26 protein-coding genes are annotated in these 24008 nt (G+C 45.6%); 16 read left to right on the forward strand and 10 right to left on the reverse strand.

Features of this window, described 5'->3' with window-relative positions:
• The first annotated feature begins 409 nt into the window (after nt 1-409).
• Nucleotides 410-1219: a ZIP family metal transporter gene (locus tag F6X55_RS18040; protein WP_235162426.1), complete on the forward strand. Its 810-nt coding sequence runs from the start codon at nt 410-412 to the stop codon at nt 1217-1219.
• Between the two features lie 158 nt (nt 1220-1377).
• Here the strand turns inward: F6X55_RS18040 and F6X55_RS18045 are convergent, their stop codons facing one another.
• Nucleotides 1378-2727 carry an ABC transporter permease gene (locus tag F6X55_RS18045; RefSeq protein WP_153465176.1) on the reverse strand — a complete coding sequence of 450 codons (1350 nt, stop codon included), beginning with the start codon at nt 2725-2727 and terminating at the stop codon, nt 1378-1380.
• Nucleotides 2717-3415: an ABC transporter ATP-binding protein gene (locus tag F6X55_RS18050; protein ID WP_026571386.1), complete on the reverse strand. Its 699-nt coding sequence runs from the start codon at nt 3413-3415 to the stop codon at nt 2717-2719. The genes F6X55_RS18045 and F6X55_RS18050 overlap by 11 nt, the downstream gene beginning before the upstream one ends.
• Before the next feature lie 197 nt (nt 3416-3612).
• Here F6X55_RS18050 and F6X55_RS18055 point away from each other — a divergent pair, with 197 nt between their 5' ends.
• Nucleotides 3613-3708 carry a putative holin-like toxin gene (locus F6X55_RS18055; RefSeq protein WP_110943307.1) on the forward strand — a complete coding sequence of 32 codons (96 nt, stop codon included), beginning with the start codon at nt 3613-3615 and terminating at the stop codon, nt 3706-3708.
• A gap of 442 nt (nt 3709-4150) precedes the next feature.
• Here the strand turns inward: F6X55_RS18055 and F6X55_RS18060 are convergent, their stop codons facing one another.
• Entirely contained in the window at nt 4151-4318 is a 168-nt protein-coding gene (locus F6X55_RS18060) for a YfhE family protein (RefSeq protein ID WP_074600626.1), read from the reverse strand.
• Nucleotides 4319-4712: 394 nt separating this feature from the next.
• Between F6X55_RS18060 and argS the strand changes: the two genes are divergently transcribed.
• Nucleotides 4713-6404 (forward strand): arginine--tRNA ligase, encoded by a 1692-nt coding sequence (argS, locus tag F6X55_RS18065; protein WP_153465178.1) that lies wholly within the window; start codon nt 4713-4715, stop codon nt 6402-6404.
• Nucleotides 6405-6459: 55 nt separating this feature from the next.
• On the opposite strand, the gene F6X55_RS18070 is transcribed toward argS, so the two are convergent.
• The 3 genes from F6X55_RS18070 to F6X55_RS18080 form a co-directional block, all read right to left on the reverse strand.
• Nucleotides 6460-6966: a cupin domain-containing protein gene (locus F6X55_RS18070; protein ID WP_026571384.1), complete on the reverse strand. Its 507-nt coding sequence runs from the start codon at nt 6964-6966 to the stop codon at nt 6460-6462.
• Nucleotides 6967-7052: 86 nt separating this feature from the next.
• Nucleotides 7053-7862 (reverse strand): DUF2935 domain-containing protein, encoded by an 810-nt coding sequence (locus tag F6X55_RS18075; RefSeq protein WP_026571383.1) that lies wholly within the window; start codon nt 7860-7862, stop codon nt 7053-7055.
• A gap of 186 nt (nt 7863-8048) precedes the next feature.
• On the reverse strand, nt 8049-9026 hold the full coding sequence (locus F6X55_RS18080) for an ATP-binding protein (protein WP_161993115.1): 978 nt from the start codon (nt 9024-9026) through the stop codon (nt 8049-8051).
• Nucleotides 9027-9200: 174 nt separating this feature from the next.
• On the opposite strand from F6X55_RS18080, the gene F6X55_RS18085 reads away from it, so the two are divergent.
• The 3 genes from F6X55_RS18085 to F6X55_RS18095 all read left to right on the forward strand — a co-directional run bounded on the left by F6X55_RS18085 (nt 9201) and on the right by F6X55_RS18095 (nt 11060).
• A complete protein-coding gene (locus F6X55_RS18085) occupies nt 9201-10013 on the forward strand; it encodes a DUF368 domain-containing protein (RefSeq protein WP_026571381.1) in 813 nt (270 codons plus the stop codon).
• 110 nt (nt 10014-10123) lie between these two features.
• The gene (locus F6X55_RS18090) at nt 10124-10444 is read left to right on the forward strand and encodes a thioredoxin family protein (protein ID WP_026571380.1); all 321 of its coding nucleotides are present in this window, start codon (nt 10124-10126) and stop codon (nt 10442-10444) included.
• A 121-nt stretch (nt 10445-10565) separates the two neighbouring features.
• Nucleotides 10566-11060, forward strand: a complete 495-nt coding sequence (locus tag F6X55_RS18095; protein ID WP_153465182.1) for a GNAT family N-acetyltransferase — start codon at nt 10566-10568, stop codon at nt 11058-11060.
• Between the two features lie 17 nt (nt 11061-11077).
• Here the strand turns inward: F6X55_RS18095 and F6X55_RS18100 are convergent, their stop codons facing one another.
• From F6X55_RS18100 to F6X55_RS18110, 3 genes are read right to left on the reverse strand one after another with little or no spacing between them, the layout of a single operon-like run.
• Nucleotides 11078-11719 (reverse strand): VOC family protein, encoded by a 642-nt coding sequence (locus tag F6X55_RS18100; protein ID WP_051381972.1) that lies wholly within the window; start codon nt 11717-11719, stop codon nt 11078-11080.
• A 15-nt stretch (nt 11720-11734) separates the two neighbouring features.
• A complete protein-coding gene (locus F6X55_RS18105; RefSeq protein ID WP_153465185.1) occupies nt 11735-13132 on the reverse strand; it encodes an efflux RND transporter periplasmic adaptor subunit in 1398 nt (465 codons plus the stop codon).
• Nucleotide 13133: 1 nt separating this feature from the next.
• Entirely contained in the window at nt 13134-13817 is a 684-nt protein-coding gene (locus tag F6X55_RS18110; protein ID WP_153465187.1) for a hypothetical protein, read from the reverse strand.
• A 369-nt stretch (nt 13818-14186) separates the two neighbouring features.
• Between F6X55_RS18110 and F6X55_RS18115 the strand changes: the two genes are divergently transcribed.
• The 3 genes from F6X55_RS18115 (at nt 14187) to F6X55_RS18125 (ending at nt 16718) form a co-directional block, all read left to right on the forward strand.
• Nucleotides 14187-15092 carry a YegS/Rv2252/BmrU family lipid kinase gene (locus tag F6X55_RS18115; protein WP_237648707.1) on the forward strand — a complete coding sequence of 302 codons (906 nt, stop codon included), beginning with the start codon at nt 14187-14189 and terminating at the stop codon, nt 15090-15092.
• A 69-nt stretch (nt 15093-15161) separates the two neighbouring features.
• Nucleotides 15162-15593, forward strand: a complete 432-nt coding sequence (locus tag F6X55_RS18120; protein WP_026571375.1) for a cupredoxin domain-containing protein — start codon at nt 15162-15164, stop codon at nt 15591-15593.
• A gap of 648 nt (nt 15594-16241) precedes the next feature.
• Nucleotides 16242-16718: an SRPBCC domain-containing protein gene (locus F6X55_RS18125; RefSeq protein ID WP_153465192.1), complete on the forward strand. Its 477-nt coding sequence runs from the start codon at nt 16242-16244 to the stop codon at nt 16716-16718.
• Between the two features lie 85 nt (nt 16719-16803).
• Here F6X55_RS18125 and F6X55_RS18130 read toward each other — a convergent pair whose 3' ends face one another.
• A complete protein-coding gene (locus tag F6X55_RS18130) occupies nt 16804-17421 on the reverse strand; it encodes a class I SAM-dependent methyltransferase (RefSeq protein ID WP_026571373.1) in 618 nt (205 codons plus the stop codon).
• A 137-nt stretch (nt 17422-17558) separates the two neighbouring features.
• Here F6X55_RS18130 and F6X55_RS18135 point away from each other — a divergent pair, with 137 nt between their 5' ends.
• The 7 genes from F6X55_RS18135 to F6X55_RS18160 all read left to right on the forward strand — a co-directional run bounded on the left by F6X55_RS18135 (nt 17559) and on the right by F6X55_RS18160 (nt 23946).
• Entirely contained in the window at nt 17559-18032 is a 474-nt protein-coding gene (locus F6X55_RS18135) for a MarR family winged helix-turn-helix transcriptional regulator (RefSeq protein ID WP_026571372.1), read from the forward strand.
• Nucleotides 18033-18087: 55 nt separating this feature from the next.
• Complete coding sequence (locus tag F6X55_RS20365; RefSeq protein WP_281242228.1) at nt 18088-18198, forward strand: RAxF-45 family protein; 111 nt, start codon at nt 18088-18090, stop codon at nt 18196-18198.
• Nucleotides 18199-18571: 373 nt separating this feature from the next.
• Entirely contained in the window at nt 18572-20395 is a 1824-nt protein-coding gene (gene abc-f / locus F6X55_RS18140; RefSeq protein WP_153465194.1) for a ribosomal protection-like ABC-F family protein, read from the forward strand.
• A 318-nt stretch (nt 20396-20713) separates the two neighbouring features.
• The gene (locus F6X55_RS18145) at nt 20714-20998 is read left to right on the forward strand and encodes a glutaredoxin family protein (protein ID WP_026571370.1); all 285 of its coding nucleotides are present in this window, start codon (nt 20714-20716) and stop codon (nt 20996-20998) included.
• 156 nt (nt 20999-21154) lie between these two features.
• Nucleotides 21155-21532 (forward strand): YppG family protein, encoded by a 378-nt coding sequence (locus F6X55_RS18150; RefSeq protein ID WP_026571369.1) that lies wholly within the window; start codon nt 21155-21157, stop codon nt 21530-21532.
• Nucleotides 21533-21764: 232 nt separating this feature from the next.
• Nucleotides 21765-22487, forward strand: a complete 723-nt coding sequence (locus F6X55_RS18155; RefSeq protein ID WP_026571368.1) for an alpha/beta hydrolase — start codon at nt 21765-21767, stop codon at nt 22485-22487.
• Nucleotides 22462-23946: an MFS transporter gene (locus F6X55_RS18160; protein ID WP_026571367.1), complete on the forward strand. Its 1485-nt coding sequence runs from the start codon at nt 22462-22464 to the stop codon at nt 23944-23946. Before F6X55_RS18155 ends, F6X55_RS18160 begins: the two co-directional genes overlap by 26 nt.
• The last annotated feature ends 62 nt before the right edge of the window (nt 23947-24008 follow it).

The following is a 24008-nucleotide window of genomic DNA, read 5'->3' on the forward strand; positions in this document are numbered from 1 at the left end:
AATCAGCTTCAGGGGTTCCTTTACTCTTCGAAAATTGGAAGGTGCGAACCCTGTCATGGTATGAGAAAAAAAGAAAACAGCTCATATGCGAATGATTCCATGTGAACGGAGGCAAGCGTTGCTCTTTTTATCAAAGTTCTGGAAAAGTCTCGTGTAAAAAGCTTTTCGCGAACGATCTCAGAGGAAGTCGATCCCTGGTGATGTTTTGTTATCCATCCAGCCGGACAGAAAGCCACCGTGGATGAATCGCTACTCGGGTGAGAAAATAAAATAGTGAAAATTGATTGACACTTTAAACAGAGAGTCATACACTGATGAAGTGAGAGTTTTTCCTTGGGGAAACAAAAGTGCGCAAGTCAAAATCAACCGTTTGTTGGTTTGGAATAGATGTATTAAAGGAGATGTCTTTGTGACAGGATGGTTTACTGAATTAAGCCCAGTGATGCAAACATTAATAATGACAATATTCACCTGGATCAGCACAGCGATAGGGGCTTCTTTTGTCTTCTTCACTAAGAAAGCAAATCAAAAGCTGTTTGACAGTATGCTCGCATTTGCAGGCGGCGTCATGATTGCAGCCAGCTTTTGGTCCTTGCTCGCCCCGGCTATCTCGATGGCAGAAGAACAAGGAATTGCCCCCGTAATTCCGGCTGTGACAGGTTTTTTACTCGGAGGAGTATTTTTGATGCTGGTAGACAGGGTGTTGCCGTTGATTGACGAGCAGCTTTATTTTAAAGACATTAAAGATAAGGCGGCAAAGCGGCGAACCGCGATGCTGGTCTTCTCCATTACCTTGCATAATATTCCGGAAGGTTTGGCAATCGGGGTGGCATTCGGTGCTTTGTCGTCAGAATTCTCTACTGCCTCCTTATCGGGGGCGATTGCGTTGGCGATCGGAATCGGAATTCAAAACATCCCGGAAGGTACGGCCGTTTCCATGCCGCTTCGAAGAGATGGGATGTCGAAATGGAAAAGTTTTTACTACGGTCAATTTTCCGGGATGGTAGAGCCAATCGCGGCTGTCGTCGGTGCTTTGGCTGTCGTGATTATCCAGCCGCTTTTGCCTTATGCGTTAAGCTTTGCTGCCGGAGCGATGATATTTGTGGTGGCAAAAGAGGTCATTCCTGGCTCACAGGAGAAAGGGCATGTGCAGCTGGCCACGATGAGTTTGATGGTCGGATTCGCTGTTATGATGATATTGGACGTAGCCTTGGGATAATATGAAAAACGTAAAACTGAGGGTGGTCATAAAACTTAGAGGGATGCCGAAGCCGGAAGGCACATCTGGAATTTTCAACTTTGATCATGAAAAAGGAGACGGACCTGTTGCATAAGGCCCGTCTCCATTTTTACATGTATTCATTTTTCTATAGTCACTTATACTTCGCGTCGCATTGCTTTCAGGACATCGATTTGTGTCGCACGTTTTGCTGGACGCAAGCCGGATAAGACCGTGACAATCAGACAGATACCTACAGCGATCAATACCAGTGTCCAAGGAATCATGGAAAAGCGCAATTCCGGCGGTAATTCCTCCTGGAATACACTTTCGAGAATCAGAGGAAGCGCAAAGTTCACTGCCATACTAACGATGTAGGCAATAGCTGTACCGATGACGGCCCCGGCCAATCCAATCATACTGCTTTCGAGGACAAAAATCCGTTTAATGGTTTTCGGTTTTGCGCCGATCGCTTTCATGATACCGATGTCAGGAGCTCGTTCCGTTACAGCCATGGTCATCGTGTTGTATATGCCGATGGAGGCAATCAACACAGCGATAGTGCCGACGATGATCAGTCCTGCCTTGACAATCGTGAACATCATGTTGATTTGTTCCATTTCACTTACCACGGAATAGGAAGCATAGTCCTTGCTTTCCAATAGATCGGAAATCTCTTGTACCACTTCAATATTTTTCGCATAAATTGTCACTTGATCATAGTAATCCTCTTGTTGCTGACCAGAAGACATATCTTCTTGACCAGGTGTGGACACCATTCCTCGACTCGTCCCGGTAAATTGTTCAACTTCTTCCAGGACCGACTCAGAGATATATACATTCTGGTCTTGAAACCATTCTCTGTTAGGAGCTTCGGTAATTCCTGTAATCGTCAAAGGAATGGTATGCGTCTTTTCTTCATTGTCTTCAATTTGAATCACTTTCATCTCGATTTCTTTGCCAAGCAGTTTCCCATCGTACTGGTACTCTTCTTTTACCTGATTTTCATCATTATAAAGTTCTTCGTCACTTATATTGCTTTCCGCAAGGTTGGAGGCAAAATCATGGCCGACGATGATTTCGTTGTCTTTTTCAGGAAGTTTTCCCTTGGACAACTCGAGACCGGCTTTCAATTCAGATGGAAAGTCTGTGGTCATCGCCATCGTCTGAAGCTGATAGTCATCATCAATCGAGAAAACGGGTGACTGTTGTAGCTGTTTATTTCTTGTTACAGCCTTGACACCGCTGATCGACTCAAAATACTCGATATCCTCGTCTTGCAAAGTTTGATAAGCCCCGTCCACTTCTTTACCATGCACCTGTATTTCCGTCACAGCCCGGTCCTGCATGGTGTCCTGGATCAGGGAATCATGAAGACCGAAGCCCACCGAAGCAAGGACGATCAGAAATGCACAGCCGATTGCCGTGGCAAGCATCGTCATGAATACCCGGACTTTATTTTTCTTCATATTTTGCCGGACAAATTGAAATTGATCCTTAAATTTCATGGGTAACGCCTCCTTCCACCAATAACCCGTCGGCAATTTCGATTGTTCGATTGCCGATATGGGCAACTTGGTCATCGTGGGTGATGATCAGGAAGGTAATGCCCATCTCTTTGTTGAGCTGTTGGATTAGTTCCAGCAGATGCTCTTCTGTTTCGCTGTCCAGACTTCCGGTTGGTTCATCGGCCAATATGAGCGGCGGGTTCAACACAAGAGCCCGGGCTATGCTCACTCGCTGCTGCTGCCCGCCGGATAGTTCGCTTGGATAATGTTCACCGTGGTTTTCCAATCCTACTTTTCGTAATGTTTCCCCGACTATCGTTTTCCGCTTTTCCTGGGGCGTCCCATCCAGAATCAATGGGAGCTCGACATTTTGGTGGGCGGTCATACTAGGAATCAGCTGAAAGTTTTGAAAGATGAACCCTACATGCTGTAAACGAAAAGCAGCAAAATCAGTTTCATTCAAATCAGTTACTTTGGTGCCATCAATCCAAATTTCCCCTTGCACAGGACGGATGAAGCCGCTGATTAAATGAAGCAGTGTTGATTTGCCGGAGCCGCTCCGGCCTTTGATAGCTACGATTTCTTTTTCCTTTACTTGAAAAGTAATATCTCGTAATACGGAAAGGGTTGATTTCTCCCCTTTTTTGCCAAGTTCAAAGTGATGATGTAAGTTTTTAACGGTTATCACGCTATTCCCCCCTGAATTATGCTCACTATGTAGACGGCTAAACGAAGGAAGAGACTACAAAGAATAAGAAAAAAGTCGGGTTTTTTTATCGATGGGGAACGTTTGTTCGATTTTGTGTTATACTAAGCGGTAGGATAGGCTGTTCTCGGAGGGCGGGTCGGCTAGCTCCCATGCAGGGAAGATCGGGGGTGATGCCAGTGGAAACGTTTGAGGTGTTCATGGTTATGTTTTCGTTTGGAACCTTTCTCATTGCGTTGTTCACATTGGTGATTAAATTGACCAATAAAAAATAGACCTCCCTGCCGGTAAAAAGGGAGAGGTCTATTCACCAGGCCGATCCCCTGAAGGAACGGCTATCTCAGGCCGCAGTTGCAGCTGCGGCCAATTTCATTCATGTTATCTCTTATTATGATACCACAATTTGTTAGCAATTTGATAACAAAAGCAAGAAAAATGATCAAAAACATTTGCCATTTTTCACAGCTGGAAGAGGGAAGCCAATGTGGGTAGAAAAGAAAGCTTCTTTGGAGGAAAGGAGGGAGCTTCTCTGCTTTTTCTCCATTTACCGATGCAGGATCCCGCGTTCACAGGAGACAAGTTTTTATCGTGATGATGGGTACCTTGATCCAGGCATTCCCGTTGTAGCTGTTACATGGTTCCCCACAAATAAAAAAGGACTGTCCATGAAAGCCGTCTGTGACTTCCAGGACAGTCCCTATCCAAAAGGCAATAATATTATTTTAACAAGTCAGGATTCTCGCTTTTTGCTTCTTTCACTCGTTCCCGACGATAGCCGCCTGCTATGTCAGCCTGCTTGAATTCTTTTGCATAGCGCACTTCCTGTGCATCCGATAATTGTACCCCTTCTCCTCTAATCGGCTGATACTGCGTTTTTTTCGCCATTGTGTTTCATCCTTTCAGTTGGATTTGGGATTTCTCTATTTCTGTACCCAGAATGCTAGGACCGTAAAACATAAAAAAAAAACTTGCATAATTTGATTGATTCTCTATAATGGAGATAATATTTAGAAATGTCGATCAGGAAGAGAGTACTCCTTTGGAAGCCTCAGCGAATTGGGAATGGTGGAAGCCCAGTGTGGAAGAAGCGGGGAACCGGACTTTCTGGACAGCGGTTTTGAACGGATAGTAGGGACCGCCGGTTTATGGCCGATATCTCATCAAAGCAGGTTCGATTTGGACAATTAGGGTGGTACCGCGGGAATAGACTCTCGTCTCTTTTTACAGGAGACGGGAGTTTTTTAGTTAGCGGAGGAATGGTGAAGAAAGGAGAAAACAAATGAAGATCAAAGAGCAATTTGCAGCAGATTTGCAAAAACAATTCGGGGAGCATCTTGACCGCCACAACATCTATCATCTGATAGAAGTACCAAAACAACAAGAACATGGGGATTTGGCGTTCCCTTGTTATACACTGTCCGGAAAGTTGCGCAGAAACCCGGCATTGATTGCCCAAGAAGCGGCAAATCAATTAGAAGATGCAGCAGGCTATGAAAAAGTGGAAGCGGTAGGAGCCTATTTGAATGTGTTTCTTAATAAACAGCTTACAGCCAGTGCCATTTTGGCTAGGATCATGGAAGAAAAAAACAACTATGGAAACAGCCAGGTTGGTCAAGGTGATGTGGTTGTGATGGATATGTCGTCCCCGAATATAGCTAAACCATTTTCGCTTGGTCATTTGCGTTCCACTGTCATCGGCCATTCGTTATCTCTGATAGCGGAGAAGCGCGGGTACAAGACAGTCCGAATCAATCATCTTGGGGATTGGGGAACACAGTTCGGTAAGCTGATCGCTGCCTATAAGAAATGGGGCAGTGAAGAAAAGGTGAAGCAAAACACGATACAAGAACTGTTGGCCCTTTACATCCGTTTTCATGAAGAAGCAGAACATTCTCCGGCTCTGGAGGAAGAGGGACGCTTGTGGTTTAAACAACTGGAAGAAGGACATGCGGATGCATTGGCGTTATGGAAGTGGTTCCGTGCGGAGTCCCTGCAGGAATTTGAGAGGATTTATAAGTTGCTAGGTGTGTCGTTTGACTCCGACAACGGGGAAGCCTTTTTCAATGACAAGATGCAGCGTATTGTCGATATATTGGAAGAGAAGCAGTTGCTGACAGAATCAGAAGGAGCCATGGTGGTGGATTTAAGTGAAGATAACCTGCCGCCATGCCTGATTAAAAAATCTGATGGCGCTACGCTTTATGCCACAAGGGATTTGGCAGCAGCTGTTTACCGCAAGGAGACTTATCATTTTGGCAACTCTGTCTATGTGGTGGGCAACGAGCAGAGCTTGCATTTTCAGCAACTCAAAGCTGTGCTGCGTAAAATGGGTTATTCCTGGTGGGAGGATATCCGCCATGTTTCTTTTGGAATGATATTGAAAGAAGGAAAGAAGATGTCGACACGAAAAGGGAAAGTCATCCTTTTAGAAGACATTTTGCAGGAAGCGATTGAATTGGCAAAAACGAATATAGAGGAAAAAAACCCCGGGCTTGCCGATAAACAATCTGTTGCTGAGAATGTTGGAGTCGGAGCGGTTGTTTTTCACGATTTAAAAAACCATCGTCATAATGATATCGAATTCTCTTTAGAGGATATGCTGCGAGTGGAAGGAGAAACAGGTCCATATGTACAGTACACATTTGCGAGAGCCCGATCTTTATTGCGTAAAGGAGGATATCAACCGGCTGCAGAAGAGGTGAACGGATGTGATCGGGAAGCATGGCCGGTCGTGAAACAATTGGACGCTTTTCCGGCGGTGATCAACCGGGCGGCGGAGCAGGATGACCCATCCCAAATAGCAAAATATGTCGTCGACCTCGCCCAGGCATTCAACAAATACTACGCAGGTACGCGTATCCTGGAGGAAGGGAAGTGGAAAGGGCAGCGTTTGGCACTTACTTTCGCGGTGTCCATCGTCCTTAAAGAAGGTTTGCGTTTGCTCGGTATCCATGCCCCTGAAGAAATGTAGCCAACAGAGCAATGGCTGTCCTGACTAATGACGGACAGCCATTGCTATCTCTCTGTTAACCTTTAGTCCATAATTCCAGAAGCGGCCCGTCTTCTGCAAATACAGGATCCAGGTCGGGAACAGGTACTTTCGCGATATTTTCAAGTGCTTGTTCTCTTTCCTCGGGTTTCCCGGTAAGTAAGTCATGACTCGCTCCGTCGGGGTATGCACCGGCCACTTTGAAGTCAGGACTTGCTTCGATTTTTTTGTGGCCGACGCCTGCCGGGATCACGACCACGTCTCCCGCTGCAACATGGATTCTTTTTCCTTGTTCTCCGCCAAATGCAATCAACGCCTTGCCGCTGATGACGCCGAGCACTTCGTGGGTGTTGCTGTGAAAATGATGATAATCGAACACACCGCCAGTCCAGCTGTTAAGCCAGTTGTTCCCGTTAAAAATCATTTCACAATCGACTACTCGGTCCAACAACACTTCTGGATAAACAACTAACGGAAGGTCGGAGTTGTTCGGGATTTTCCCGTCATCCGAAAACAAAAAAGTGGAAATCCTTTCTCTTGTCATCGTATCACTCCTTCAGCAAACTTGTTCCACTATCCGTGCAAAATCAAACCGTCAGGAAATAGTTTGAAGAAGGCATTTAGTCAATATCAATGGGGATCTTTTAGTCTTGGCGAGGTCGGATCACAGTCGGGAGGGGCCGACTGGGTTGATTCCGCCAGTTTCATCAAGTAGTAGCATTCTTCCCGATACATATGATCAGCCATTAAACCGGAGAATGTTCCGAGCACGGTTTCCGACAATTCCATCTCTTCCAGTTCATGCAAAAACGTCTTGAACAGGTTGATTTCAATTTGAACATCGCTGTTAAACCGATTCAATGCCGGGAATGCTTCCAGGTTGGTCCGTAGGTAGCCGGTGAGCTCGACGGCTTTTATATAGAACTGATCGAAATGCTTGCTGAAATCCTTGCTTTTTTTCTTCAGCCGCTTTTCTACTCCGTCGAGCTCGTCGTTGATGGCACCGGCATGGCCGGACGCGTCGAGGAGCCAGACCAAATGATGATGCAGTTCATGGAATACCGGGGGTGACTCACCTTGCTTCAAATAACGGATGACGAGCTGGTATTCTTCCAACTCATTGACCATATGATTGATAAAAGTAGGAGTTAAATGGATACCGATTTTTCCGGTTAGTTGGCGCTCGATGATGGCCAGTTTGAATGTCTTCATTTCGTCCACAACGGACTCCGCCCGTTTGGTAAAGGAAATCACATTTGAATGAGTAATCGTCTCCGTTCCATCTAACAATGTGTCAAACTGTTTGACAAAATGTTTAGCCAATTCGACATCCTTTGTTTCTGATGGATACAAGGAATCACGGATAAAGCGGGCGTGATCTCCCAGAACCTGCAGCCAGAACCGATGTTCAAACATGGCATTATCAATAAAATCCCCCACAGTACACATCCCCCTTCAAAGAAGTATCAATTAAGTGTATTTCCATGGTGGAAGGATTATCACTGTTTTTCAGGCAAAGAAGTCAGGGGGAAGTCTAGGGACAGTCCCCCAACGATGTAACACTGCGTCGCGCTAATACGGTGGGGGACTGTCCCTCGATTACGGTGGGGGACTGTCCCTCGATTATTATCGCCACTGATGGTTCAAGATGGTAAATTGGTCCAGGAGTTGTTTTTCTTCTGGTTGCAAAATTCTAAGAGCAGTTTTGCGTCTTTTTTTCGAGGTTTCTGTTTCCAGCATGTGCAAGCTGATAAGCTTAGCCGTGGAGTGAACAAAAGCATGAGAATACCCCAGGCTTTGCAATAGTTGAATGGCCAGAAAGGCACTGACGTTTTCATGGCCATCAAAGTGGGCATACATCCTTTTTTCTCCTCTGAAATTGAAGAACGATTTGCAGAACCCTTTTCCAAGGTCATGCAACATACTGAGCCAGAGCAATTTTTCCTTGGCCGGGCCATGATATTGGTTCACCACTTCTTGATGCATGTAGTAACTATGCCTGCTTACCGATAAATGATGCACCTTGGAATCGTGAGGAAGCTCGTAAATTTCCGGGAATCCAGGGAGGTGACATAGAATCCGGAACAAATCCTGATAGGGAGCAGTTTCCCCTATCATACTTCGAATGTCTTGTTTTAAGACGGGTTCAAGCGATAAATCGGGAGCATAGTATGCCACCTGGCAGAATCCTTCTTCGGAAAAAGGCAACTCGAATTGTTTATACATCCGTTGCAAAACCTTTTCATCGACCTTGCGTTCCCGCTGCTGATTTCTAAGCAGACAAGTATGATAAGGAGTGCAAAGGACATGGGCGACCACCGGGAAGCCGCGCACGTCGTTACGGGTGAAATGAATCCGTTTCCTTCTGGATAGATTGGTGGCATCGAAAACGATATCGCTCCCCTCTGCCAGATGGGTGCGGATCATCCTTCGTATGGCATCAAAAATCCTGCTGTTGTCTCCCTGGATACCGGCATTTCCGTACCACTGTTCACGTATATCATCACTGGATATGTAAACCGCCTGTTTCGCTGCTGCCAGTTTTTTTGCAAAAAAACTTTTGCCGCTGGCGGGAATGCCTGCCATCAAATGAACAGTCGGCATTGCAAATCCACCTCCTGTTTTTCTTTCTGTTTCCCGCGAATGGAGCATTATATTCCCTTGGCCTGAATGATAAGTATTACCGGTGGGCAGGGGGAGAAAACCATATAAATGTGGACACATTTTTGGTATGATATTTTCTGTAACAAGTCGTTTATTAAAGGAGACCATTAACGTATGGAATGGAAAAATATTTATCGAGGTTTGCTGATGGGGGCGAGTGATGTGGTTCCGGGCGTAAGCGGCGGAACGATAGCAGTAATACTGGGAATATATGATCGGCTGATTGCTTCGGTGAACGGTTTCTTCAGCAAGGAATGGAAACAACATCTCGGCTTCCTGGTCCCTCTGGGAATTGGGATCGTGGGAGCAATCTTTGCTCTAGCCAACCTGATTGAATGGCTGTTCGAGCATTATCCGGGCCCGACCCAGTTTTTCTTTCTCGGGTTGATTATCGGCGTCCTGCCGTTCCTGTTTCATAAAGCGGATGCGAAGAAAAATTTTAAGGTGAAGCATGTCATCCTGTTGTTGCTGGGTGTCATTCTGGTAGCGTCCATTGCCTTTTTCCCGGCCGAAGAACCGGATCAAATAGCCAATCTTGACTTCGGTACATACGTGTACTTGTTTTTTGCAGGTTTTATTGCAAGCAGTGCAATGATCCTGCCTGGTATCAGCGGGTCTTTGATTTTGCTGATAATCGGAGCCTATACGACCATCACTTCTGCTATTTCCAATTTTAAGCTGGACATTATTTTTGTGGTAGGTGCTGGAATCCTTATCGGAATCGTGGTAATGAGTAAAATCATTCATTACTTTATGGCGAGGTATCCATCAGCTACCTATGCACTGGTGATCGGGCTTGTCATCGGTTCTGTGGCGGTGGTTTTTCCCGGATGGCCGCAGGAGGTGCCCATGGTGGTCGTCAGTATCGTCACTTTTGCGGCCGGTCTGGCTGCAGCTGTATTGCTTGGCAGGGTGGAGTATGAGTGATCAAGGCATTTGGGATTCCTTTTCCTTGTCGATCGATCCCTTTCAGGCGTAAAACTTGAATATGTTTGGGACCGGTGGTAGTTTTATTGCAAAGAAAGGGGTGTAGAACAATGGAAGAAATCAAAACGCACGAACAGTTCAATGAGGTAATCAATTCTGCGGAACCTGTCATCGTAAAGTTTTATGCAGATTGGTGCCCGGACTGCAAGCGGATGGATATGTTTATTGGCGATATTCTTGATGAGTATAATCAATATAAATGGTATCAAGTCAATAGTGATGAAGTGCAGGGGTTGGCAGAAGAGCATGAAGTGATGGGGATTCCAAGCCTGTTGATATTTCAAAATGGCGAAAAGCTTGCCCATCAACACAGCGCCTACACAAAAACACCTGAAGAAGTACAAGAGTTTCTCGGTCAGCAACTGGGTTAATCCAAGGCGAAACCTTACCGTCTACCGGTAGGGTTTTTTACTGTTAAGAAAATTATACTTTTAATTGTCTGTGGATATTTATTGGCTGAAACAGCCACGTCCAGCGGCGGGAGGGTAATGAATGATCAGAAAAGCGGTGAAGCAGGATTTAGAACGGATTATGGAAATCGTCCACGCTTCTGTTAAGGTGATGAATCGGCAGGGGAATTATCAATGGGATGACACCTATCCTTTAGCAAGCCATTATCAGGGTGATATAGAAGCTGGTGAGTTGTATGTGGTCGAACAGGACGGCAAGCTTGTCGGGACGGCTTGTCTCAGTGAAAAGGAGCATGATGAATACCCGTCCATCGACTGGCGAAGTCCGGCGAAGGCAATAACCGTGAAACGGGTGGCAGTTGATCCCCTCTGCCGCGGGCTGGGGATTGCCACTAGGTTATACAAGCATGCCGAAAAGGTCGCTGTTCAAAGGGGCCTTGATTACATAAAGACCGATACGTTTTCTAAAAATGCTTCCGCCCGGCATCTGTTTGAAGCAAACGGATATCACTATCTCCAAGAGAAGTATGTGGAAGAAAAAGACGATTCCTTGCGTTATTATGATAAACTGCTGTAAAAAAGGGGAAATGGAACTCATCCCATCGAGAAGGAGAGTCCATTTCCCGTTAACAACTCCAATTTGGCGTTAGCCAGTCCCCAAGACCCGCCACCGGTTTCTTCCAAACCGTAAATCCATTCCATTTTCTTTCTGGCATGCTCCACGTCCTCGACACCGAATCGGACGGTCTGAATGGACAGCGGATTGACTGCTTCTGTATTTGGGGCTGTATTGCCTGGTCCGCCCCATTCAATCAAAAATGGAAGCTTTAGACCCGGTTCTCCTAACGGGAACAGCATCCGCCATTCCAGTTTTGCGCCATCCTTCCTGACCCTGCTGCCTGGATAAGGACCACTAAAAGGGATGGCTTGCCGGCGAAAGTGTTCAAGAAAGGAATCCATGTTTTCTGTCCGCAAAGCAAACTGGATTGCGTCACTTGCAGACGGGTCTGTTAAATGGTCAAGCAAATCATGAATCAGCGGATTATCTGCTTCCTCGGCTTTGGTATGATCATAAGGGGAGAGCCACTCGATATAGCAGGCATTGTACAGGTAGCCAAGATAATTGTAGGTTCCCCATTGTTCATGTATCCCGCCTTCCACGGCAACCAGTGAAGACTCCCCGCTCATTTCTTTCGCATTGGCGCAACCGATAACAAGATGGTCCAGTGCCAGCAAATCGAATTACCTCCTTTAGTGTGAAACAATTCCTGTCAAAAAAGATACTGGCTTGAAGGTGCCTTCGTTCCTATAGAATATTTGCCGCCAAGGAACGAGATTTTCTTTAATCGGCGTCACAAATCGTGTTCCGGCCTGTTGGTGTCCTATTTCGCTATCCACGATCCATTCCCCAGCCGAAGCCCCTGAGGCTATACCCTGGTAAACATCCATGTTGAGACCTAACTCAATCGGCCGCAATTCCAGCCTTCCGGTTTCATTCAACACCCACAGGGAAGGAATTAACCTGTCCTTCGCCAGCTGGCGCGTGAACACAGCCGCCGAGTCGAGTTCTTGTTCGGTTATAATTTCCAAATCTGCATGAAAGCCCGCCAACAAGGTTTCTTCCGGCTCGGCAACGTCATCTGCTTCCTCGGATACTTGTTCATTTGTTTCATCCGTTAATCCATCTGTCAAGCGGTCCTCCTGGTTTTGGTCGGGTTCTTCGTTAATTTGGACGTGAAATCGATAGTCGCTTTGCTTCTTTTCGTCAGTTTGTTCGGGAACATCAGCCAAGGATTGGATGGTTCCATTCAGTTGGATTGCGGCATCCGGAACAGAAATCCTTACTTCCATTCCTTGTTCAATCATTTTCCGCTTTCCTTCCGACAGCGTCCCTTCAATTATCAATTCTTCACTCGAAACGACAGTCAGGGGATTTGCCAGAGACTGGTTTAACTCCGTCACAATTCCGTCCACAGGACTCTCGATCGTCACAGTATCGCCTCCGGCAGACAATTCTGCGAGCTGTGATTGAGCATTGTTCAATGCCGCTTGTTTTTCAGCCAGCTCGATTTCCTTTTCTGCTATGTACTGTTCTTTTAGAAACTTGGCTTCCTCTCTAGAAGAGGGGGCGGTTTCTGTGTCTGTCCCAGGTTCGGTTTCCGGATCCGTGTTGTTGGGGGCATCAGATCCATAGGGTGGAAGGAAACTCGGTAAAGAAGATGGCCTGGTTTCTGATTCGGAAAATTGATAGGCGCTGATTTGTGTAATCGCATTTTCGATTGCAGTGATTTCTTCTTCAAGTTGTTCGGTTTGCTGCTGTAATGTTGCTTCTGTCTCTTGATAGTCTCTTACCTGATACTCAAATAAACCGTCTCCTGATTGTACACGTTCCCCTTTTTCGACGAGAAATTGAAGGAATCGTCCTTGATCATCATCGAAGTAAACAGGGGTTTCCTCCGCAGCTGTCAACACCCCTCCCGTTGAAGACGTTTTATACAAATCGTGCGTGAAAACCTGTGCCCGCTGTTTTACAAAGGATTTTCTTTCAACTGTGTGATCGGCATCAAAAGTGATCAGCAGGGTATTGAGGACGATGAGTAAAAGAACGGCTGGAACCACGATTCTTTTTTTGGCATTTTCCCCCCGCATCCTAGTTCCCCCTTTCTGTAATCAAATCGACCAAGTACATGCCATCCATGGCAAATATCGCTGTGCAAATCCAATAACCTAAATGAAGAAGCAGTACACCTGTCCACACCCATCGCATACGTACAGATACAAGACTGGCTATGCAACGTACTTGAAAAAAAATGATCCAAAGCTGAAAAAGGGAGACAGCACCGAAAAAATAGATAAAAAATGGCGCGTCAGTTAAGTAGGAAGCAAGAATTCCTAGTGAAAACGGTGATACTTGCCACTCCAATCCAACATAAACAAATAACGGAATCCAAATCACTCTTTCGACAAGCAGGACCAGCAAAACGACAAGCTGGACAATCAGCAATTTGCTGTAGCTGATTTGATATGCAGCATGGAAAACCAGCGATGGGACGAACAAAATAAAGAGAGCGAACAACAATCCGTACAACAGCCGGCCGGCGAAGAACCACACCTTTTGTAGTTCGTATTCTTCCGGCGGACTATTCAGCGCTTGGGAGGACAGTGGGTCGGAACCGATTCCAAGCCACGCGCTCCAACCAAAAACGATGATGGACAATCCGGTCATCAAGAAAATCAATTTTATCACGTTGGTTATTTTTTCTGCTTCTCTTATGCGAAAGAGATGGTCCTCGGTATGTAAAAGCAGCCTGATCAAATTGCCACGGTAAATCATGAAGTCATCCCCTATTTCTCTATTGTTTCGTCTAGTATTCTTTTATTTTATCTTAACTTTCCAAAAAATTCTAACAGAATCACAAAATACGTCGAAAGTCCTGTTAAACAGTCGATGGTCGCATACGGTTGTTTTGAATTACGAATAATAAGGAATCTATTATTATATGAAAAGCCTGCATTAGAGAAAGCCGACAACTCTTGGCATTTAAAGAAGGCGGCACTTTGGAAAATACCTAAGCCGTTTATTTTATGGTATCAACTGTAAGAATGAAAAAGTAACCATCAATGAAGTAATATACATTTTTAAGGGTTTACCCTGTCGATAACAATTAAATTGCTTCTGGATAGAGCAAAGGAAAGAAAGTGAGTGTCAAACGTGAGCCATTTTGAATCAGGATTGTTTCTATACAACGGAAATAAAAAGGAAGAGGTCGGCCAGGACTTGCAGCAGGCATTGCCGGTTCTGGCAAAAGCAATCAGCAATCTTCATGTCATTCAAACAACAAGCCTGGAAGAGCTTCAGGAAACGTGTAAAGGGTATGCCTCTGAAGTGGATGTCATCATTATTTTAGGAGGGGACGGGACGGTCCATGAGTGTATCAATGCCATCGCCGGTTTGGAAAAACGGCCTGCAGTAGCCATTCTACCCGGCGGTACATGCAATGATTTCAGCAGAATGCTAGGGATGCCGCAAAACGTGCGGCAAGCTGCGGAGGCAATTGTGAATGGACAAATCAGAGCTGTTGATATCGGGCAATCTGATTCCCGCTATTTTCTCAATTTTTGGGGAATCGGGCTTGTAACCGAAACCTCGATCAACATCGACAAGGAACAAAAACGTCGTTTAGGTGTACTGAGTTATTTTTTAAGCACGTTGCGGACCATCAATCAGGCGGAACCTTTTGGGTATCGGATCAAAGCGGATGGAGAGGAGATAGAAGGGGAGGCAGTATTGATTGTCGTTTTAAACGGAAAGTATATCGGAACCCGGGAAATTCCAGTGTCGGCAATAACTCCACAAGACGGTAAGCTCGATGTCCTTATTGTCAAAAACTCGAGTCTTGCCATGTTTCGGGAGCTGATGATGATGAATCAAGAGGATGCGAATACAGAAGCGTTGACAGAGCTTTCCCATGTGCAAGTCAATCAGGCGGAAATCGAAGTAAAAGGACAGGAAGAACGACAAATCGATATGGACGGCGAAATTGTCGACACCGTCCCGGCATCTATTCGAATCTTGCCCTCGCATGTGAATATGATTTTCAATCAATGACGGATCATGTTTAACATCTTCCTTTATGAGAAATAGACCATTAGAACATACATTGAAGGAGGATACATCATGAGAAAAAAATTATTATTAGTTGCAGTTTTGGGCATGCTTGTCCTCTTGCTGGCCGCTTGCGGAAGCAGCAGTGACGATGACTCCGGTGAAACAAAGCAGGAGAGCGAGGAAAATACGACGGAAGAAACGACTACAGGCGATGGAGGAATGGCGGAAGAAGGCTCCTCCGATAATACGCTTAATGTCTCTGCAACAAATTTTAAGTTCGACCAAGAAGAATACACCGTGCAAAGTGGCGAGGAAGTAACCATCAACCTGACCAGTGAGGAAGGAACACATGGACTGGCTATCGATGAATTCGATGTGAATATTGAAGGGGATGGAACAGCCACCTTCACTCCAGAAGAACCAGGAGAGTATGAAATTTATTGCAGTGTCCCATGTGGTGAAGGACATTCCAGCATGAAGTCTACCTTGGTGGTTCAATAATAAACCGAAATGGCCGGGACAAAAGTTCTTGGCCGAGGCAGAAACCGTACGAAGATTCGAATTGTTACACAATCGAACTCGTACGGTTTTTCTTTTTTGGATTATCTTCATTTTTAAGATTCTGATGTAATGTTGTTGTCCAGCTTCAGCGTCTACCCCCTCGAGGTCTTAAGTCAATCCTCTGCGTGGCAACACCGCCACTCGAGGATGGCTTAAGCTTGTCGGGGGTAATCGAGGCGCTTCCGCATTTCAGCGTCCAGCTTCAGCGCCTACCCCCTCGAGGTCTTAAGTCAATCCTCCGCGTGGCAACACCGCCACTGCGAGGATGGCTTAAGCTTGTCGGGGGTGATTCATTTTCCGTGGGCACGGCTAATGGGAGTGCCGTCTTTTCTGCGGAAATCAAAAACATCAAAAATCGGGAATCCCCTCCCTTTTCATATTGTGGTAGTATAAACATGAAATGGAAGGAAACAGGGAAAGCCTGGACAAGTACCTGGAAGGATACATGAGAAGAAAACGGGATGGAAAAGCAGAATCCTTTGGCGTCTCTTCTTCATGTCAGGCTCCTTTTTCTTTATAGCTTTCACTTCGGGTTGGTTTCTGAAGGAGGAAGGTCTTTAAAATGTCCTGATAAAAGGAGGATGAAATATGGATGGATACGGAAGGATGGATAAAGTGGAGGGGGGATATGCATTGACATTTAAACGCCATTTTCCTTGTAAGCCGGAAAAGGTATTCGATGCCGTGACAAATCCCGATATCTTCGTTCAATGGTATCCTTTTGCAACTGGGAGGATGGATCTTCACTTGGGCGGGAAAATGTATTTTGACGATGGAGAAGGTTCGGAATATGAAGCGGTAATAACAGAACTGGATTACCCGCGATCCTTTGCATTTCGTGAAGTGGAAGATCTGATCGAGCTGTCATTCCAGGAAGAGAAAACAGGCGCCGGGAGTGAGATGGTTTTCGTCCATACTTTTGACGATAAGGAAATGGCGATGTATATCGCCGCCGGATGGCATCGGTGTTTAGATGTATTAAGTCAGTTAGTCCGGGAGGAAACAGTAGAATGGAAAGATAATGCGGAGGAGCTAAGAGAAATCTATAAAGAAAAATTCAGATGACATATTGCAAAGGTTGATGGAAGGACAAGCGGATTCTTATCCATCTCCACTCTTTATCATCCCTTGCAATTTCAGCTTTGCGCGATCAGGCCGCTTTTTTACAGACGGCAATCCCCAGCGGATAGTCCTGCGTGTCCAAAGCTGGAACAATCAGTACGCCCTTTTGATAAAAAAAGGTCGTTTCCTGATATTGGTTGAACAATGCCTGAAATTCCTCCGGTTTCAGCTGGTGAACGTGAAAGGGAGATCCGCATGGTACACCGCGTCCTTTCCCGAAGGGGGTGGAGACCAACAGCGTGCCGCCCGGTTTCAATAACTGATAATAGTTGTTCAGCAGCTTTTCTTCCTCTGCAATGTGTTCCAAAGTTTCGAAGCTGACAATGGTATCGAATTGGCCGAGTTGATTGACAAGTGTTTCATCTGTGGCATCTGCCCTTTCAAAGGAAGACTGCGGGTGATAGTAGGCGCCTCTGGCATATTCGATAATTTCCTGATCGAGATCGATGCCGACCACTTCTTCAATCTGACTTTTCTTTTCTTTGGCAATCATGTGGGTTCCATATCCGGAACCGCAGGAAAGATCCAGCACTCTTCCGCTTACATAAGGCAGAGCAAATTGATACCTTGCGATGTGCTCGAGCAACAGTTTGTTTGTAGGTTTCATATATTCAGGGATGACCCGTTCTCCTGTATCTAAGACCAATGTGTCCACCGCTTTCTTTTCATTCTACTTTTATTATGACATAAATGAATGGCCATGTTTAATGCGGAGGACCAAGTTGACACGAAATTCGGGCTTCTACTATACTATTTTTAATTTGAGATTAAAGGATGAGCGGAATGGATGTAAATCAATCATATACAGAAAAAAAGCAAGACCCGTCTTTAAAACTATTCGTTGTACTTTCGAAAGCATACCGTTCCATTGCCGACCAGGTCGAGGTAGATATACGAAAGAAAGGATTGAATCCGACAGAGTTTGGTGTATTGGAGCTTCTCTACCATCAAGGGGATCATACCCTGCAAAAAATCGGAGATAAAATTTTGCTGGCCAGCGGCAGCATTACCTATGTTGTCGACAAGCTGGAAAAGAAGGGTTACCTGGAAAGGAAGCCGTCCATAGAAGACCGGCGGATAACTTATGCTGCCATCACGGCCAGCGGGAGAGACCTTTTGCACCACATCTTTCCTGATCACTGGGCGCAAATCGAAAAGATTACCGGCGGTTTGTCCCGGCAGGAAAAGCAGGAAGCCATTGAGCTTTTGAAAAAATTGGGACTGTATGCTGAACAATTAAAGCTGGATAAGAGTTAGAAAATTTAGTACAATAGAAATGTAACGTAATTTTGCCGGAAAAGGAGGGGAAAAGATGCCATACACAGAAACGCACGCGTCCTATAAAAGCAACCTGTATATGTACCGTGCGATTATTCATGATTTAGCTGCTAACGGGATACGTATGTCCTTTTTTAGCAACTGAATAATGATTCTGTGTAGGATCTTACACCCAACTAAACAAGCTTGCCGCAAGCAGATCCACACATTATGTGTGGATTTTTTTATCCTGTAAAAATGTACCGTTTAGGAATTTCGCAACTCTGCAAAATTTTTAGAGGATAGAATTAGGGAAAACAGCGCTTTGCTTTTCATCTGGAAGCCCGCCTTCGTAATATTCTTGATCGACGGCGGTTCCTCAGGATAAAAGATTTGACTCATGGCAGTTACCAGCTGTGACAGACTGTTTTCAATAAGAAGCGGCGCAGGATATGTGATGTGTCCGGAAGTATTGGCCGGGGGTGAAGACACCCCCGGCCTTTTTTATCATCATTGAATACAGAAAAGGAGCATGGATAATGTTGATCACTTTAAAGGATATAAAGAAAATAATAGGAGGCACCATCCTTTTTGAAAAATTGAACCTGGAAATCAAACCGGGAGAGAAAATAGGGTTGGTGGGAAGGAACGGCTCTGGTAAAACGACGATATTCAAAATGATTGTCAGACAGGAACTGTTTGACAAGGGGGATTTGTTCATCAAAAAAGGAACGAAAATCGGATATCTTAAGCAAGTGCCGCAGTATGCATCTGGTACGGTGAAAAGCTTTCTCTTGTCTGGGATGGAGGAGCTTCTTGCAATCAAGCAAAAGATGGAGAAACTGGAGGCAGAAATGCGGGAGGACGTGAATCTTGAACAGACATTGACGGAATACGGAAAAGTCCAGGAAGCGTTTACCGCAGCTGGTGGATATGAGATGGATGCCCGACTGGAAAAGGTCGCCAATGGTTTGGGTATCAGCCATTTGATTAACCTTTCCTTTTCTTCGCTCAGTGGCGGAGAAAAGACCAAGGCAGGGTTGGCCAAATTGCTGTTGCAAAATCCTGACTTGCTTTTGCTGGATGAACCGACCAATCATCTGGATTTGGCGGCAATCGAGTGGCTGGAGCAGTACATTGCCAACTATCAGGGAGCCGTATGTGTGGTTTCGCATGATCGTAATTTTTTAGATCATAGTATAGAGAAAATCATCGATTTGGAGAATGGAGAAGCCCACTATTATAAAGGAAATTACTCACAATTTGTCCGGCAGAAGGAGGCGAAACTGCTTAGCGAGTTTGCTGCCTTCCAGGAACAACAGCGAAAAATCAAAAAGATGAAGGAAACAATCAAACGACTGAAACAGTGGGCCAACCAGGCAAACCCGCCTAATGAAGGATTGCATAAACGGGCGAGGAACATGGAAAGAGCTTTGGAGCGAATGGAAAAAATCGAGCGGCCTGAAATCGACCCGGATAAAATGAAACTGGCATTACAAGCCGACCATCGTTCCGGCAAAGATGTCATCAAGGCGGAAGCGATATCCAAACAGTTTGCCGGAAGAGCTATTCTGAAGGACCTGGATTTGCATCTGCGGTACCAGGATCGTTTGGCGATCGTCGGCGACAATGGAAGCGGAAAATCTACCTTGATGAAAATACTTCTTGGGGAACTCACTCCTGACAGCGGCAGGATTGCAACTGGCACGCACCTGGAAATCGGCTATCTTTCCCAACAGCCGAGCGACACAGAAGAGGATAAACGCTTGATTGACAAGTTCAGGGAAGAAGTTTCGGTTTCCGAGGGTCAGGCCCGTGGCTTGTTGGCCAACTTCATGTTTTATGGTTTTTCCGTTTTCAAGAAGATGGGACAGCTGAGCGGTGGGGAAAGAATGCGGCTGAAGCTGGCTGTTTTTATGCACAGGGGGGTCAATGTTTTATTTTTAGACGAACCAACCAATCATTTGGACATGGATTCGCAGGAAGTGCTGGAGGAAGCTTTGGCTAAATTTAAAGGAACAGTTCTCTGTATATCGCATGACCGGTACTTTTTGAATAATTGTTTTCCGGAAACCGCTTATTTATTCGAAGGCAAATTACATCGGATGCCCGGGACCTACCAAGAAACAAACCATAAGTGGAAACGTTGGAAAGAATCGAAAGCCGGGAAACAGACAACACCGTCTAAGCAGAATCCGTCGATAGGCAAAGACAAGCTGGAGTATGAAGAATTGATCCTGGGGTTGGAGGAACAGCTTGAGGCCCTTACCAGACGCACGGATCTCTCGGTTGGACAGAGAAAGAAGGAGAAACAACGAATCGAAGAAAAAATCGAGTCCTGCTATGAAGCATGGTTGGAGTAACTTAACATTTTTATAAGAGAGGTGTTCCTTGGAATATGTTTGACCGCTTTTTACCTGGGGAAGATACTGGCAGCATTCATTCTGAGTGACTGAAGCATTGCAATCATTCGTGACAGGATGAATGGAACGCACAGCATGATGAGCATGTGGCTTGAATGGAATATGGGGCAGTGACATGTCATTAAATCGTAATATTTGTCACGAAAATTAAATATTCAGGTTTGAGCACAGAAACGGCGGGTATATGGATAGAGATAAGTTTAGTAGGTAACGGTAATAGGCCAAGTGACTAGAAATAATAGCCCAGGAGGTACATCCATGACAAAGCAGAATGTCGTCGTTTATGTCAGTGACAATTGTACGCAATGTCAGGAGCTGACAGCACAGCTTGACCGCTGGGAAATCGAATATACAGAGAAAAACATTTCCAGGCACAAAGCTTATATCCAGGAGATGCAGAGTCATGACATTTATGGAACACCGGCCGTATTTATAGATGACTATAAAATTTTGGGATTTCAGAAGCAAAAACTGCGGAATGCTTTGATGGTGAAGTCCGGCCGCAGCATATCCCGGGAAAAATATCTTTTTAAAAAACAGTAGGAACAACATGTGCCTGCTGTTTTTTATGCGGATTCTCACAAACTTGGGGGACTGGGGAAAAACCATTTTAAAACGGCATGAATGGCTTGCTTCATTGCTTAACCTTTTTCATCATCGACGCATAGGGTATTGTAAAAGGCAAGAAGGGGTGTTTATATGAATCAGTGGAGAGCGCCATATCCAGGCTATGGTTACCAGCAGCCAATTGAAAGCTATCAGCAGCCTGGTCAACCAAACCAACCGCCCCCGTTTATGGGCCAAACCCAACATGCCGTGATTCCACCATCCGGTCCGCCTTACAATCAATTTATGAAACCGCCCCATCCTTCCCCTTGGCCGCAGCAGAACACTTCTGCATCCGGAGGGCCGTACGGTCAGGTGCCAGGAGGCGGGTTCATTCATTATTTTCAAGACAAAAACGGGCAGATGGACCTCGACAAAATGTTGAATACGGTTGGACAGATGGCAACCACGTTCCAACAGGTGGCGCCGCTGTTCAAGGGGTTCGGTTCTTTCATAAAAGGAATAAAGTGAAACCCTTTGCCATCGTTCCGGCAAGGGTTTTTTTATCCTGGACGCAAAGAGATGGATCCGAAGCAGGAAGACGTCCCGCAGCGAAAGAGGGTGCTGCCCATCCTTGGCCGTGTCTTGGTTTCTTGCTGGATTAGCAGACAGGAAGACGGGTATAAATAAGTAGTCCCTGATGAAATATTTTGATTTACAGGCGGCAGTTCGCATAAAATTGATATAGCAAAGGAGATTCAACATGATCGGCTGTTTATGTATCCATGGATATACAGGCGGTCCCTATGAAGTGGAACCATTGGCGGAGCGGTTAAAGGAAAAGACCGACTGGCAGGTGGTAGTGCCCTGTCTTCCAGGCCATGGAAATACGCTGGCATTGAAAGGTGTTCCTTTCGAGCAATGGGTATCGGCTGCAGAGGATGAAATGAAAAAATTAGTCAATAAATGTGACAGTGTCTATGTCATCGGATTTTCAATGGGCGGGATGATCGCAAGTTATTTGGCAGCCAAATACAAGGTGAACAAATTGGCATTGCTGTCACCAGCAGGAAAATACTTAAATTTCAAACAAATGGGCATCGAAATCGGCCGGTTCATGGTGAAAGGGGTCAAGGGACAGCTTAAGCAGGATCCGTTATACAGTAACTACAAAGAGAAATTCGGTTCCGTTCCCTTTACCTCCATGCGGGAATTTCAAAAATGCGTCCGGTTCACACGGCCGTATCTTCGGAAGATCGAATGCCCCGTGCTGATTGCTCAAGGCCGTCAGGACAGCATGGTTCCGTATAAGACCTTACATTATCTGGACAAGGAGATAACAGCGGAAACAGATCTCATCCTGTATGATCAATCGAAACATCACATATGTCTGGGAGAGGAAAAAGAAGAATTGATCCAAAACGTGTACTCGTTTTTAACTAGCGAAAAAGGGGTTTTAGATGAAGGTGAAGTCGTTCTCCAATAACAAAGCAGCAATTCATCCACCCTTCTTTTATGGGTGGATCATTGTGTTTATCGCCGGGCTGAGTGTATTTTTTTCCGGACCCGGTCAAACGTATTCCATTTCGATTTTCATTGATTACTATATTGCAGATTTCGATTATTCACGTTCTTTCGTATCGGGAATTTATTCGTCTGCCACATTGGCTGCCGGGTTTTCGTTGTTCCTGATCGGGAGATTGGTCGACCGTTTCGGGCAGCGGATCATGATGGCAATAGTGGCGAGTATGCTGGCAATTGCCTGTTTTTGGAACGCTCTATTGACAGGGGCAGTTATGATGTTTCTCGGTATTTTCATGCTCCGCTTATTTGGACAAGGTTCGATGACTCTTCTCCCCAATACCCTTGTTCCACAATGGTTCCGTGCGAAAAGGGGAAGGGCGCTGAGCCTGATGACCATCGGCGGTTTTGCAGGCCCGGCACTGTTTCCTCCAATCAATACCTGGCTGGTCGACGAGGTCGGCTGGAGATGGACATGGACGTTTTGGGGTATCATGCTGCTAATTGTTTTTGTTCCATTAGCGATATTTTTCGTGCGAAACCAGCCGAAGGACATTGGCGAACAGCCAGATGGGCAGGTGAAACAAGGAACAGCGGGAAACAGATGGAACCTGAAAGATGCCGCCAGGACGAAGTTGTTCTGGGTCATCCTTGCAGCCCTTGCTCTGGTTGTGAGCATTTGGATCGGCAGCAGCTATAACTGGCTTACAGCATTGATTTTCTGGATTGTTCTTTTAATCGTGGCTGGTCCTTCTGCCTATCTGTTCAAACGGTTTCGAGCGAAACAAGGAATGAATCAAACACAACCGGTCAATCCGAATGTTGATGAAAACGAAGTCAGCTGGACATTAAAGGAAGCGATGAGAACAAGGGCTTTCTGGTTCATCTTGTTTGCCGTCAGTGTACCTGCGTTGGTGAATACCGGCATAACCTTTCATATTGTTTCTATTGCTGACGGAAAAGGACTTTCGCCAGAAACAGCCGCGCTGGTGCTATCATTGATGGCAATATTCGGATTTCCGGTCAGCTTTGTCGTCGGGTACCTGGTCGATCGTATTTCCGTCCACTATATTCTGGCGGTTACGTTTCTTGGCCATATCATTTCCTTGCTTGTATTGTTGTTTACCGATTCTGCCGCCATGGCGATAGCCTTTGGAGTAATATGGGGAGTGGTCAACGGGTTTGAACGGATTACGCTCAACATTGTCTGGCCGAATTACTTCGGTCGTGATCATCTGGGCAGTATAAAAGGACTTGCCCAAACCTGCATGGTTATTTCGTCTGCATTCGGGCCGTTGCCGTTTGGCTTGTTTTATGACCTGTTTGGCGGTTATCAGGAAATCCTGCTGGTCATGCTGCTGCTCCCGATCGCTGCAGGAACTTTGAGTCTGTTTGCTCCGCAGCCGGCTTATAAAAATAACTGACAAAGTTGGCAGCCATTTGGATTTATACATTAGAGGCTGGGACCCAACCAAAAACGGATGAG

It is taken from the genome of Sediminibacillus terrae (assembly GCF_009602435.1).
Lineage (GTDB): Bacteria > Bacillota > Bacilli > Bacillales > Amphibacillaceae > Sediminibacillus > Sediminibacillus terrae.

Bases quoted from the DNA above. Each gene is read 5' to 3' on its own strand.
- F6X55_RS18045 (WP_153465176.1), bottom strand. From the start codon at position 2,727: ATGAAATTTAAGGATCAATTTCAATTTGTCCGGCAAAATATGAAGAAA.
- F6X55_RS18060 (WP_074600626.1), bottom strand. From the start codon at position 4,318: ATGGCGAAAAAAACGCAGTATCAGCCGATTAGAGGAGAAGGGGTACAA.
- argS (WP_153465178.1), top strand. From the start codon at position 4,713: ATGAAGATCAAAGAGCAATTTGCAGCAGATTTGCAAAAACAATTCGGG.
- F6X55_RS18070 (WP_026571384.1), bottom strand. From the start codon at position 6,966: ATGACAAGAGAAAGGATTTCCACTTTTTTGTTTTCGGATGACGGGAAA.
- F6X55_RS18080 (WP_161993115.1), bottom strand. From the start codon at position 9,026: ATGCCGACTGTTCATTTGATGGCAGGCATTCCCGCCAGCGGCAAAAGT.
- F6X55_RS18085 (WP_026571381.1), top strand. From the start codon at position 9,201: ATGGAATGGAAAAATATTTATCGAGGTTTGCTGATGGGGGCGAGTGAT.
- F6X55_RS18090 (WP_026571380.1), top strand. From the start codon at position 10,124: ATGGAAGAAATCAAAACGCACGAACAGTTCAATGAGGTAATCAATTCT.
- F6X55_RS18095 (WP_153465182.1), top strand. From the start codon at position 10,566: ATGATCAGAAAAGCGGTGAAGCAGGATTTAGAACGGATTATGGAAATC.
- F6X55_RS18105 (WP_153465185.1), bottom strand. From the start codon at position 13,132: ATGCGGGGGGAAAATGCCAAAAAAAGAATCGTGGTTCCAGCCGTTCTT.
- F6X55_RS18110 (WP_153465187.1), bottom strand. From the start codon at position 13,817: ATGATTTACCGTGGCAATTTGATCAGGCTGCTTTTACATACCGAGGAC.
- F6X55_RS18120 (WP_026571375.1), top strand. From the start codon at position 15,162: ATGAGAAAAAAATTATTATTAGTTGCAGTTTTGGGCATGCTTGTCCTC.
- F6X55_RS18125 (WP_153465192.1), top strand. From the start codon at position 16,242: ATGGATGGATACGGAAGGATGGATAAAGTGGAGGGGGGATATGCATTG.
- F6X55_RS18135 (WP_026571372.1), top strand. From the start codon at position 17,559: ATGGATGTAAATCAATCATATACAGAAAAAAAGCAAGACCCGTCTTTA.
- F6X55_RS20365 (WP_281242228.1), top strand. From the start codon at position 18,088: ATGCCATACACAGAAACGCACGCGTCCTATAAAAGCAACCTGTATATG.
- abc-f (WP_153465194.1), top strand. From the start codon at position 18,572: ATGTTGATCACTTTAAAGGATATAAAGAAAATAATAGGAGGCACCATC.
- F6X55_RS18145 (WP_026571370.1), top strand. From the start codon at position 20,714: ATGACAAAGCAGAATGTCGTCGTTTATGTCAGTGACAATTGTACGCAA.
- F6X55_RS18150 (WP_026571369.1), top strand. From the start codon at position 21,155: ATGAATCAGTGGAGAGCGCCATATCCAGGCTATGGTTACCAGCAGCCA.
- F6X55_RS18155 (WP_026571368.1), top strand. From the start codon at position 21,765: ATGATCGGCTGTTTATGTATCCATGGATATACAGGCGGTCCCTATGAA.
- F6X55_RS18160 (WP_026571367.1), top strand. From the start codon at position 22,462: ATGAAGGTGAAGTCGTTCTCCAATAACAAAGCAGCAATTCATCCACCC.